Genomic DNA, 12,464 nt, shown 5'->3' on the forward strand with positions numbered 1-12,464 from the left:
CCTGAAAAAATTCAACTGAATTTTAAAAACTTAATTTATCATAAATTTAACAGGTAGAATTTTACTGAGATATTGTATTTTTACCGCATAGCAAAGTAGGCTGTCCCAACATCAGTGCACAAGTTGATTAACTGGCTGTGGTAAGCCCATTTGTTGATCAATCTGTACCTAGCTCATATGAAAGTAGACAATTCACCATTATCCAATGGAATTCAACATATTGCCCTAAGCCTGTCAGGCGGGGGATTTCGAGCCGCATCTTATAGTCTGGGATGTTGCAGTTATCTGGCTCAACTTCCATATGAACAGGGTTATATGTTGGATAGGGTAAGCTATATATCAGCCGTTTCGGGAGGTTCAATTACCGCACTTGGATTATTTTCCATGCAAAGAAAAGGAGCCTCTTTTCAGAAAATATATAGGCATCTATTGGAACAGACTCATGGAAGCAACTTAATGGATCAAACGTTCAATATTCTTGATGATGAGCTGGCTTGGGCGGACAGACCTGACAAGGATAGAAATTTGATCAATGCGCTGGCTGTAGCCTATGATGTGTGCTTATTCAAAGGAGCAACCTATGAAAGTTTATTTGTCGATCCCGTTGATTCAAGTCATCCAGTCATTAATGAACTTTGTATCAATGCGACGGAACTAAACAATGGAATGAACTTTCGATTCAGTACACAAGGGCGTATTGGCAACCAATACCTCAATTTAAATAGGGGCCACCAGACTTCTTTTGATACAATAAAAAAAATAAAACTTGGGGATATCCTTGCCGCATCTTCCTGTTTTCCGGCAGGCTTTGAGCCGATTGTATTTCCAAGAGATTTCACGTATCATTCAAATGATGGTAGTCTAGAATGGAATGAGTTGGCAGAAACAGTGAAAACAAAAGATTACTACTCCGGTAATTTTCAGAAGCCAGCCCATGATTTGGACATGTTCGCATTGATGGATGGTGGGATCGATGACAATCAAGGAATTTATTCATTTAGGCTTGCCGATGCTAGAAAGACAAAAGGCTACGCGTATGATCTTTATTTCCCCTGTGATGTGAGTAGCAATTATCTAAAGAAGCCATTTACCTATCCCATGGAAAAAAAATCTAAGTTGTTAGACCAAAACCTAACAAGTTTATTCACTAGCACAATTGCTGTTGTGTCTATGATGATGATCTTATTTCTGAGTATGCTGTTATTATCGCTGAATTTTATCTTAAGGGAATCTACCGGATGGGTATGGCCTATGTTGCTTGGCTTCGCATCGTTTGGGTTACTCTTGTTCTTGAGCCTAAGGATCGGGTTGGGGAAAATTCAAAAATTCATTAGCAATTATCAGGCTGCTGCGGGTGACAATGAAAAAAAGCCCGGGACATGGAATATGATGCTTCGGAAGTATAGCGTTGAGTTTCTGAAATTGCCCGTTGGTAAATTAGGACAGATGTTGGTTGCAAGAGGAAATTCAATATTTTTACTTGCTAATACCATCTTTTTAAAGAAGATCCGACGCGCAAGCTATGAACAGCTCTATACAGATGGCACTATTCCCAAAAATCAGATTGCTGTAACAGCTGTTTACCTTTTGTCTACGAAAAATGACCGCATGCTCCAACAGGAACTTAAAACGGATCTCAAGAGAGAAAATAGCATGATCAACGCTGATGATCCAAGGTTGATATTGGATGTTATGCAGCCCAGTGCGATCTTAAGGAAATATATAGATCAGGCAGCAGCCATGGAAACTACCTTATGGTTTGATGATTATCACCTGAAAGATGACGCTCAGGAAAGCTTGTTGATTGCTGGTCAGGCTACCATGTGTTTCAATTTACTACGGGTGGCTCTACGCAATGATTCAAAGCATGTATCCTGGCCGGTACTTCGAGCACAGCTATTGGAAGATTGGGCCAAGTTTAATATTCAGCCTAATTGGATGATCTCTCATTATGCTGAAGAGCAGGTTGGATAGTGCGTTACAGGGAAATTACAAGAATTAGCGATAAAACAAAGTTGGTTTGCCTTGGCATGTAATGATAATGCCAGTGTTATTTTATTTGGGTCAGTGATGGTGACTGCTGGATTCAACCGGACATGGAGAAAATGACCGCTACCGTTGGCATAGGTTTCTAGGACAGCCTCCGCACGATCCATATAGGTGATTATTTCAATATCATGTAATGAACATACATACAGGTACGACATCATATGACATGATACGAGACTACTCAAAAGGAGGTCTTCTGGATTATATAGCGTAGGGTCCCCCTTAAATGCTTTTGCAGCAGATACCTGTAGATCTTCTTTCCCATCAATGGAAATATAATGATTCTTGCTGTAGGTATTTCTTGCTAAGTGGGCAGCCTCTTTTTTGTTTGTCCAGGTGAGTGCTGCTCTAAAAAGATGTTTGAAAGTCATTTTTATTTCAAAACTACATATTTATTTCATTACCTTTTTATCCATCAAAGCAGGAAAGTTATTTTTCTATTTTTGTCACTGTAGGATAGTAAGCTAATAGTGAGTAAATGAAGGAACGATTAGAATAGGAACTCTATATCCTGAGGTTTTATTACTGGTAGGATGGCTCTTGTAACCAAGGATAGGATATTTCATTGGCATGGATCATAGTTTCGTCATGAGATTAAAATATGTCATAAAAAATTGTGTGCAATTGCTGTTGATTTTCTATCTTGTAGCCGTAGTTCACAATCGCATAACTATGAGATATCCGACTTGTCATTTGACTGAACCGGATATGTTGATGAGCACATTTGTTTATAGTATTATTCGACAGCATTAATGGATGTTTTTTTTGAGTTTTTAAATAACCTCAGTAGCCCGGACTGGATTGTTGCCCATGGAGGTTTGTACCTGTTATTGTTTATCATCTTTGCTGAAACTGGAATCCTGATTGGATTTTTCTTGCCAGGTGATCCTATTCTTTTTATCGCGGGAATGATTGTTTCCAATATGACACTCGGAGCTTCAGAGCAGATACCTACATTGATTTATTGGATTTTGATGGTGTCAATTGCAGCTATACTGGGTAATTTTGTAGGTTATTGGTGTGGTAAAGTTTTTGGGAAAAGGATCATGAAGATGGAAGATAGCTGGTTTTTTAAAAAAAGCCATATTCTCAAAGCTCAGGAGTTCTATGAAAAAAGAGGTGGTGGGGCAATTGTTCTAGCTAGATTTCTTCCTATCGTTCGCACTTTTGCACCGATCGTAGCAGGTATTGTAGGCATGGAATTTAGAAAATTTATTGTTTACAATATTATTGGAGCGGTGATATGGGCTGGGAGTTTGGTCACATTGGGATATCTATTGGGCGAGAATCTTTGGGTACAGCAAAACCTTGAACTTGTCATCCTGGTGATCGTTCTGATAGCTACAGCTCCGGTGATCATTAAGGCCTTTACATCCAAAGATAAAGTAAAACTTGTCGACTAGGAGATCAGATAAATAATTGCGCCTTATTCAACGTAATTTAATGCTCTGTATTTACTTGGGGAGATACCTGTGGTTGATTTGACGAATTTGGTCAGCATGGCAGGTGAATTGAAACCAAATAGCTGGCTTAATTTCTTCATTGGTGTTTCTGTTGTAACCAGTTCCTTCTTTATGTTTGTAAATTCCTTGACCAAAGCATGATTGTCTGCATCTTTTCGGGACAGTATCGTTTGACTCGTATTAATCATGATGAACCTTTGATGTTATTGTTATACAAAGGTAGCGTACAGGGCTAACACGAAGGTTTTGAAAATCAACTCAAATATTATTAAAATCAACACTGATTGGTTATTTTGCTTACTCGTTAGTGAGGAGCAAAGCTTGTATTGGATATGTCTACATTGATTTCCTGCTTGATCTCATCGCTTTTACTTTTGTAATCTTAGGATCATTTAAAAAACGAGCATACTCTGCTGTTTCTATTGCATATAACGCTATTTTTCCAGCGTGATCGTTATGAATACCAAAACCATAATTCTTTGTTAGGGGAGAAGCGCGTAAACAAGCTTGACCTTTGGAAAAAAAAGCTTTCCTCGCAGACTCATATTTGGATAGAGGAAGCGCATTGCGGTCAGCATATACCTGAAAGAGGAGCTCATCCGAGGTGTATTTGTAGGGATGTTCAGCAATAAGCTTATATTGCATTTCGGCTATAGTTTTTTTCTCTTTTTGAGGTGGTATTCTTCCTAGAGAAGTCTTGGTGTCTGCTGCGGCTTCTATAAAAGTATCATAATAATTCGTACTGTGTATTTTCATAACAATTTTTCTGATGTCCGGTTGTTTATCCTTTAGATGCCCATTTCCTAATAATAGTAAATTAATATTTTTTTTGAAAAAAATCCAATTGATTATCAGTTATTTGTGGGTTTTTGTAAAAATATTTCAATTTAAATAAAATAATTGAAAAACTATAGCGTTAATACATCAAATACTTTTCATAAAATAGGTTAATATATGGCTAAGACCCTAGAGTTCCCCGCTCTAGGGCTTTTTTATGGACACCAAAGTTCCCCCGTATTAACAACATGAAATCATTGTGTTTTGAACTGATGTTAAGGCCATCGATTCGAAAATGGTAATCATTCAATAGAAGCAAAACTAACCTAAAAACAGCATAATTTCGGTTGTGTAAAGCGGCTGATAAGCAGTGGTTGAGTTTGCTAATACGACAAGTTGACAGTGTACGGATCAAGCAACTGTTTTTCAGATTAGTGTAATAAAATGTTGAAAATCGCCACAGAAGTTGTAGGAAGGATATAACGATGAGGTTATTGTTAAATATTTATAATAAAATCCTGTTTTGGCATATCATTCGACAAACTATTGGTAAGATATTTAAACATGGCAAAACGATTATTTTTGATATTAATTTTATTTGTGCTGGGCGATATTTACTTTTTTCAGGCATTCAGCACGGTTTTTCATGCTGCTATTGTACATCAGCTTTATTGGTGGGTAGATATACTGTTATTTTTTGGAATCTTTACATTGGTTTTTCTACGAAGAGCTGGGCATGACATTCAACACATGGCCAGCGGTGTGATCACCGCTTTTCTGATCGTGTTTGTTCCCAAACTTCTGGCTCTTCCATTACTTTTAGCAGAAGATACCTTCCGCTTATTTCGGAATTTTCCACCCCGAAGCCTATATTTAAGTGAGACGGTATTGATATTTGGACTACTCATGATTTCTATTATAGTCTTTGGTCTTACCAGAGGAAGGCATTTTTACCGTGTTCGGGAGGAAATCCTGAGCTTTCCGGACCTACCGGATGCCTTTGATGGCTTTAAGATCACCCAAATTTCTGATATCCACTCCGGAAGCCTTTCTGATATTAAGGGGGTACGAAAAGGCATCGCACTTGCAAATGCCCAATATAGTGATCTTGTCCTGTTCACTGGGGACTTGGTCAATCACAGGGCTTCCGAGATGGAACCCTGGATTTCTGACTTTAATGTGCTGGAAGCCCCCTTTGGTAAGTTTTCGGTGCTAGGGAACCACGATTATGGTGATTATGTACCTTGGGAAACTGATGACATGAAAATTTCAAACCTTCATCGACTTAAAGAAATCCATCGTGAGATAGGGTTTAAACTCCTATTGAACGAATCTGTGGACATTCAGAAAGAAGGAGCAAGCATTACCCTGATTGGCGTGGAGAATTGGGGAAAAGGTGGTTTTCATCAATATGGTGATTTGGAGAAGGCAACCTCAGCATTGAGTAATGATTCGTTTAAAATATTGATGTCTCATGACCCATCTCATTGGGATCATGTCACCTTGGAACACGATAAACATGTGCATCTCACCTTGGCTGGCCATACACACGGTATGCAGTTCGGAATAGAGTTGTTTGGATTTAAATGGAGCCCGATACAATACTTCTATGAACAATGGGCCGGACTGTATCAAAAAAATGGTAAATATCTCTACGTAAACCGTGGTTTTGGTTATCATGGATTAAGGGGAAGGGTTGGCGTATGGCCTGAAATTACGGTTATAACACTCAAAAAATCCATGATTTAGGCCTTTGGGCAAACTGACTATGTATGGTCTTATTATTTGATGTCCAAGATTAATTTATTATATTTATGTAAGCTTGTTACGTTAAAAAAACGGTCTTTATAAGAGTCAAGGAACGTGTTAGATAGCTAACATTTTTATAACCAATTATTTAGTTTGAGGTATGACACACAAAGTAGTTTCCCTTATTTTGGGCGGAGGCCGTGGATCCCGTCTTTACCCATTGACACAGCAGCGTTCGAAACCAGCTGTTCCTATCGCAGGAAAATATCGCTTGGTGGATATTCCTATTTCGAATTGCCTGAATTCAGGATATAATAAAATATTCGTACTGACCCAATTTAACTCAGCGTCGTTAAATACGCACATAAAAAATTCATACAACTTTAGTATTTTTAGTAAGGGCTTTGTCGATATCTTGGCTGCTGAACAGACCAATGATGGTGATAAATGGTTTCAAGGGACAGCTGATGCAGTTCGGCGTACCCATAAACATTTGTTGAATGTAGATTATGAGTATGTTTTGGTCCTTTCAGGAGATCAGCTTTATCAGATGGATTATGCAGCTTTGGTGGATTTTCATGTACAAAACGGTGGTCATGTCACGATAGCAACGATCCCTGTCAATGGTAAAGATGCTACAGGATTTGGAATTCTCAAGGCTAATGAAGCAAACGTCATTACCGCATTTACTGAAAAACCAAACTCGGAAGAAGTGCTTAACTGGTCTTCTGAAGTGTCTGAAGAGATGGCGTGGCAGGGACGCCAATATCTGGCGTCAATGGGGATTTATGTCTTTTCAAAAGGCGTTCTGCTCAACCTTCTGCTCGCAAACCCAGGAATGGATTTCGGGAAGGAAATTCTGCCGGATGCGATCAACAAATACAAGGTGCTGAGCTATCAGTTTGATGGCTATTGGACAGATATCGGAACAATAAAATCATTTTTTGATGCAAACATTGGTCTGACTCAAGATATCCCAGATTTCAACCTATTCAATGAAACGGTATTCACACGGGCGCGCATGCTTCCTCCTTCTAAAATTTCAGGCACCACACTCAATAATGCTGTCATTGCAGACGGCTGTATTTTAAATGGAGATAAACTCGAGTGTTCCGTCATCGGCATCCGATCACGTATTGGTGAAGGAACCGTGATCAAATCTACTTATATGATGGGGTCGGATTATTATGAACAACTTGAGGAAGTCATTGAACTGGGAAATACCCAAAAACCACCACCTGTAGGCGTAGGTGAGCGTTGTTATATCGAAAATGCCATTTTGGATAAAAATTGTCGGATCGGCAATGATGTCAGGATTAAAGGAGGGCCTCATTTGCCTGATGGAGATTTTGTAACACATACCATTTGTGACGGTATTGTGGTCGTGAAGAAAAATGCAATTATTTCAAATGGAATAACTATCGGCTGTTAAAATGCCACATAAAAAATAGGAGGCAGTTCAAAGAAGTCGGGGCTACTATGCTAATCCGATACAAGACTTATACCGCAAATAAAATCTACAACTGTTGGACAGTAATGCTGCCAATAGTGCATTTAAATAATTTAGCATGCTCAATCTACTCATATTGTAGATGATCCGGAGCATGTTGTCATCAGTACTATTACGCATATTACCAATAGTACAATGACTGATGTTGTATAAGGTGTTCTTCTCATAGCTGTTTTTTTATTTATTATTTAATAGTTTACAAAAGTCATGCCTCGCTATGCATCAGCAGATGGGAACTTCAGAAATGTAGTGTGAAGTCTACAAGAGAGTTAGCTTTGATTGGAGAATTAAGGGCGTTGAAAATTTATTGCTTTAATTATTAACCTTTCGTAAAAGCAGAGCTGAAATAAGCATGACAAATCAATTAGGAATTATGAATGCTTGACTATAGTGCCCAAAATAATTTCTCCGCTTGAAAGAAGTGCTAAGGCGAAGTAATTTTAAATACACGTGTTTGCAGACGTCCAATTCCAATAATCTTTATTTCGTTGGGATAGAGCTCCAAAACTCCATATGCATTTTCCTGTGGGGTTTCGATCATACCTTCCAGGGTGATATAGGGAACATTTGCTAAAACTGCGGAACCTCCTTTATGATTATGGCCTGAAAGTACCATTTTAACAGCATGACTTTTATTGATAACTTCAACGACCTTATTATTGTTTAAGGCCTCATATCCGTTTTCTGGAAGCAATGGATGATGCGTAAATAGGATGACCTTTTCTTTATTTTTTTCCGCTTGAGAAAGTTCTATTTTCAGCCAATTTAGCTGAGTATGACTAAGCCCGCCATTCCAGGGTTGTGTATTTCTTCTATCTGATTTTTGTAAACTGTCGACTAATAATTCCCATTGATGACGCAATGGGCTTCCTTCTTGTGTGGCATATTCGCTAAGTTCGTTGGTATTGAGGAATATAAAACGCCATTCTCCTTTTGAAAATGAATAGTATGAATTGGGCATATTATATATTTTGTGCAATTGATCGGGCTCAGTAACATTGACATAATCATGATTACCTAATAAACAGTATAATGGCTTGTTTAAATTGATCAGATACCTGTTCAATTGGGAAAAGTCTTTCGGTCCTTCGTCGACAAGATCTCCTAGAATAACATTAAAGTTAACTTTTTGTTGATTAAAGAAGCGTACAGCAGTGTCGACTTTTTGAAGGGAGTTTCTGTAAAAACGGGTGCCACGATCCGCTTTATCGGCATACTGCATATCAGCCATAAGACCGATACGAAGAGTTGACCTATTTTGCTGGGCCTGATTTGTCAAATGGCACAAGCATGATAATAGGATTAATGTAAAATATTTCCATGTCCTTTTATGAGACTGCATAACTCCACAAAATAGAAAAGGAGCTTTTAGAATTAGATTAATATTGTTGTGGGATTGCATACTCAAAAGTTTATATTTTCGTTTTTAATATAGGTAATTTTTATCAATACTAAGTACTGTAGATGCTAATGGATTTAAAAGCTCATAAAATCAGGAGCTTAGATGGATGTTCCCTAAATAAATACTGTATTGGTCCCGTTTTTGTATTTATCAGACAGACGGTAAAATACGAGGAACGTGGGATAAATTGGTGTATATTGTCAATGTTGGGAAAAATGGTACATTTTTAAAATATGAGAATTTTGTTTAAAATATTTTCTTTGCTTTTCTGTTTGAGTTTTCTTTATGGATGCGCTGAACGTCCAGTAATAGATTTAATTGACAAGAATGGAAATGTTCATCACTTAAGAAGAGAGGGCGAAAAGAAGAGAAAACTGAGTATTGAAAAGATCATTGAACTGAGTAATGACACGATTATGACAATTGATGGAACTGGACATAAAATGATTTGGACATCTACCAAGGCCGCTGGTCTGGATACCACAACGCTTAAGTATTATTTGAAAAAAGGTCATGAAAATGGAATAACCTTCTATTTGCCGTCTAATGTCAGTCAAGATTTCACTGACGATAGAGGATAGGATAAGATAAATTTCTACTATTGACATGGAACGTTTTAATCGAAAATCTCATTGGGAGGATATTTATGAGAATAAACCTCTTGAGTCGGTAAGCTGGTATCAGCCTAATCCCGAAACTTCGCTCAATTTCATTAATCAATCTGACCTCCTGAAAACGGCCCAAATTATTGACATCGGCGGAGGTGACAGTTTTTTTGCTGATCATTTACTTGATTTGGGTTTTGAGAACATCACAGTATTGGATATTTCCTCAACCGCTATCGGCCGGGCAAAAGAAAGGCTCGGAAATAGGGCTTCAAAAATTACATGGATTGTTTCCGATATTTTAGATTTTCTGCCAAAGCAACAATACGACTTCTGGCACGATAGAGCAACCTTTCATTTTTTGACCAAGGAGGAGGAAATTAACCATTATATCAAAAAGGTGTCTAAAGCTCTTGCATCCGGCGGAACGTTGGTCATTGGTACTTTTTCTGAACAAGGGCCGACTAAATGTAGTGGTATTGACATCAAACAATATTCGACATCATCATTAACCGATCTAATGCAGCATGATTTTGAGAGAATAAATTGCCTTGAGGTTGATCATCAAACGCCGTTAGGCACAAATCAAAATTTTGTATTCTGTAGTTTTCGAAAAAAATAAAGGGTAAGACACGATTCTAGCGATACACCTTGGTGCAAGATATGCTGTACTAGCCAAACATAAAAGGGGGGGGGAGCACTAATTGTTTGCTCCCCAGTTCCGAAGCAACTGCATATATTTGTTCTCGATACAATAGCCTAGAAAATTTGACAAAAAGTAACCATCAATTTTTAGATAAACTGATCAAAAATACAAAGTTACATTAAAGTACCTCATCAATTACACCAAATTCCTTAGCTTCAGCAGCAACCATCCAGTGGTCCCGGTCACAGACATCATGTACTTTTTGATATTGTTGTCCGCTGTGTTTGGCAATAATATCATAGAGTTCTTTTTTTATCTTTAACACTTGGTTGGCGGTGATTTCAATATCCGAGGCTTGTCCTTGCACCCCACCTAAGGGCTGATGGAGCATTACCCTAGAGTGAGCCAATGCGCTTCGTTTGCCGGCGGCCCCACCACAGAGTAAAATAGCTCCAAAAGAAAGTGCCATGCCCGTGCAGGTTGTCGCCACATCCGGGCTGATCAACTGCATCGTATCGTATATCCCCAATCCAGCGTAAACTTCTCCCCCAGGTGAATTTATGTACATATGGATATCCTTTTTTGGATCAGTTGATTGCAGGAATAATAATTGGGCCTGGACAATATTGGCTATATTAGGCTCGACAGCTGCTCCCATAAAAATGATACGGTCTATCATCAGCCTGGAAAATACATCCATCTGAGAAACACGCATTTCACGATCTTCAGTAATATAAGGCGTCATTGCCACTGGAAGATTGGTTCTTTCAATACTTGATATGTAATTGTCTATACGGTCTTGCTGGACATAGCAATGCCCCACCGCAAATTTGCGGAATTCATTTTTATCGATATTCATAGTATAAGGGATTTGGTTTACTTAAACAGTCGTTTTATTTTTTGGCTAAAACTCGTATATTCTGATTGGGTAAACAATTGTTGATGTATCGTTTCTATTTCCTTTTTTAGCTGCCGGCGGCCAAATTGTTGGATCAGCCCATAAGTTCGTTGTTGTGCCATGACTTTATCAGCCAGTTCATTGTCCAGTAAAACCCTGGCTTCAAACAAAAGCGCATCAGCTGTCTTTATTTTCTCCTTGAGATAGGCTTCTATCTGTTGCATTTCAATCCATGAAGTCGTCATAGGTCAAGGCTTTTTCTTTAACAGTATTTCTCACTTTCTCCAAACATTTATATTTCTGAACAGTGGCGCTGCGGGTTCCTGAATATCCAAATTCGTCTGCTATTTCATGCAATGGCATTCGGTCATAATAAAATGCTTTTAAGAGCTCCATACATTTTCTTCCTGCCATTTCCAGAAAACGGAATAGCCGTTTGTTTGAGAGGCTGTTCTCGTCCTCGATAGCAACATCTGATTGATTAAGATCCAAAGGCAACCCATGTAGATCCTTTTGTTTATAACGCTTTAGCCATAAATTTTTGGACGTCCCCACTAAATACCCAGAATCATTATATAGTGCATCGGGGCTGACAATAATCTTTTCATAATACGCAACTAAAGCATCCTGAAAAACATCCTTGGCCTCCTCAAAACTTCCTCCCATCTTACTTACGTAACGGGCCACAATAGGGAATACACGTTGATATAACTGCATGAAAAGCTTTTGTCGCTCAACCGACTGATTTAAATTGTTTATAGCCTGCATAATTCTTGCTCTTTTATAATCATGTACCATTTCTGTACAAAGTATCACCTCTTATTTAAAAAATATTTTAGAAAAGGGTATTATCGATGCTAATCAGCCATCGATTTATTCTTTTATCTGATGCATTACCTGATGCAATAGTGTAGTCAATGTTTCCAATTCATCATTAGTTAGGGATTGAGCTACCTTTTTTGCGATACGCTGCCGAAAATTTTCTGAATTTTCAATAATATATTTCCCTGCATCCGTGACACCTAAATAAAAGATCCGTCGATCTGCATCAGATTGCTCTTGTACAATAAGTTTATTCTCGGTCAGGAATTTAAGCTGTTTAGAAACTGCCGCCTGACTGATATTAAACGATAACGCTAACTGTCTGCCTGTCGTAGGCCTATTTCTGTAAACGTATTCAATAATATTGTAATGCGTGGCTGTCACCCCATGAATATTGCCCTTATTCATATTTGCTAATATGAAACACTGCAGGTCAGTAAAGACCTGATAAAAATCCTGTTCATTCTTATGCATAAAAATCATTATAATTATTAACTAAGTTAAGTATATTACTTAACTTAGTTAAATACTATCAAAGCTAAC

14 protein-coding genes are annotated in these 12,464 nt (G+C 38.1%); 6 read left to right on the forward strand and 8 right to left on the reverse strand.

Features of this window, described 5'->3' with window-relative positions; translation table 11 throughout:
• Positions 1-177: 177 nt before the first annotated feature.
• On the forward strand, positions 178-1,974 hold the full coding sequence (locus HX021_RS15550; RefSeq protein WP_286591382.1) for a patatin-like phospholipase family protein: 1,797 nt from the start codon (positions 178-180) through the stop codon (positions 1,972-1,974).
• On the opposite strand, the gene HX021_RS15555 is transcribed toward HX021_RS15550, so the two are convergent.
• The gene (locus HX021_RS15555) at positions 1,950-2,420 is read right to left on the reverse strand and encodes an OsmC family protein (protein ID WP_286591383.1); all 471 of its coding nucleotides are present in this window, start codon (positions 2,418-2,420) and stop codon (positions 1,950-1,952) included. The two genes, HX021_RS15550 and HX021_RS15555, sit on opposite strands and share 25 nt — an antisense overlap.
• Before the next feature lie 381 nt (positions 2,421-2,801).
• Between HX021_RS15555 and HX021_RS15560 the strand changes: the two genes are divergently transcribed.
• Positions 2,802-3,452, forward strand: a complete 651-nt coding sequence (locus HX021_RS15560; RefSeq protein ID WP_286591384.1) for a DedA family protein — start codon at positions 2,802-2,804, stop codon at positions 3,450-3,452.
• 23 nt (positions 3,453-3,475) lie between these two features.
• Here the strand turns inward: HX021_RS15560 and HX021_RS15565 are convergent, their stop codons facing one another.
• Both HX021_RS15565 and HX021_RS15570 read right to left on the reverse strand, forming a co-directional pair.
• Positions 3,476-3,700, reverse strand: coding sequence for a helix-turn-helix transcriptional regulator (locus HX021_RS15565; protein ID WP_286591385.1), 225 nt, complete (start codon positions 3,698-3,700; stop codon positions 3,476-3,478).
• A 148-nt stretch (positions 3,701-3,848) separates the two neighbouring features.
• Positions 3,849-4,268 carry a DUF6157 family protein gene (locus tag HX021_RS15570; RefSeq protein WP_286591386.1) on the reverse strand — a complete coding sequence of 140 codons (420 nt, stop codon included), beginning with the start codon at positions 4,266-4,268 and terminating at the stop codon, positions 3,849-3,851.
• Positions 4,269-4,853: 585 nt separating this feature from the next.
• Here HX021_RS15570 and HX021_RS15575 point away from each other — a divergent pair.
• On the forward strand, positions 4,854-6,038 hold the full coding sequence (locus tag HX021_RS15575) for a metallophosphoesterase (protein ID WP_286591387.1): 1,185 nt from the start codon (positions 4,854-4,856) through the stop codon (positions 6,036-6,038).
• 160 nt (positions 6,039-6,198) lie between these two features.
• Complete coding sequence (locus HX021_RS15580; RefSeq protein ID WP_286591388.1) at positions 6,199-7,470, forward strand: glucose-1-phosphate adenylyltransferase; 1,272 nt, start codon at positions 6,199-6,201, stop codon at positions 7,468-7,470.
• A 502-nt stretch (positions 7,471-7,972) separates the two neighbouring features.
• On the opposite strand, the gene HX021_RS15585 is transcribed toward HX021_RS15580, so the two are convergent.
• A complete protein-coding gene (locus HX021_RS15585; protein ID WP_353621049.1) occupies positions 7,973-8,950 on the reverse strand; it encodes a metallophosphoesterase in 978 nt (325 codons plus the stop codon).
• A 233-nt stretch (positions 8,951-9,183) separates the two neighbouring features.
• Between HX021_RS15585 and HX021_RS15590 the strand changes: the two genes are divergently transcribed.
• Positions 9,184-9,531: a hypothetical protein gene (locus tag HX021_RS15590; protein WP_286591390.1), complete on the forward strand. Its 348-nt coding sequence runs from the start codon at positions 9,184-9,186 to the stop codon at positions 9,529-9,531.
• Between the two features lie 25 nt (positions 9,532-9,556).
• The gene (locus HX021_RS15595; protein ID WP_286591391.1) at positions 9,557-10,177 is read left to right on the forward strand and encodes a class I SAM-dependent methyltransferase; all 621 of its coding nucleotides are present in this window, start codon (positions 9,557-9,559) and stop codon (positions 10,175-10,177) included.
• 202 nt (positions 10,178-10,379) lie between these two features.
• Here HX021_RS15595 and HX021_RS15600 read toward each other — a convergent pair whose 3' ends face one another.
• The 4 genes from HX021_RS15600 to HX021_RS15615 all read right to left on the reverse strand — a co-directional run bounded on the left by HX021_RS15600 (position 10,380) and on the right by HX021_RS15615 (position 12,395).
• Positions 10,380-11,060, reverse strand: coding sequence for an ATP-dependent Clp protease proteolytic subunit (locus HX021_RS15600; protein ID WP_286591393.1), 681 nt, complete (start codon positions 11,058-11,060; stop codon positions 10,380-10,382).
• 17 nt (positions 11,061-11,077) lie between these two features.
• On the reverse strand, positions 11,078-11,344 hold the full coding sequence (locus HX021_RS15605) for a hypothetical protein (RefSeq protein ID WP_286591394.1): 267 nt from the start codon (positions 11,342-11,344) through the stop codon (positions 11,078-11,080).
• A complete protein-coding gene (locus HX021_RS15610; RefSeq protein WP_286591396.1) occupies positions 11,325-11,816 on the reverse strand; it encodes an RNA polymerase sigma factor in 492 nt (163 codons plus the stop codon). Before HX021_RS15610 ends, HX021_RS15605 begins: the two co-directional genes overlap by 20 nt.
• 156 nt (positions 11,817-11,972) lie before the next feature.
• Complete coding sequence (locus HX021_RS15615; protein WP_286591398.1) at positions 11,973-12,395, reverse strand: MarR family winged helix-turn-helix transcriptional regulator; 423 nt, start codon at positions 12,393-12,395, stop codon at positions 11,973-11,975.
• Between the last annotated feature and the right edge of the window lie 69 nt (positions 12,396-12,464).

It is taken from the genome of Sphingobacterium sp. N143 (assembly GCF_030325625.1).
Taxonomy (GTDB): domain Bacteria; phylum Bacteroidota; class Bacteroidia; order Sphingobacteriales; family Sphingobacteriaceae; genus Sphingobacterium.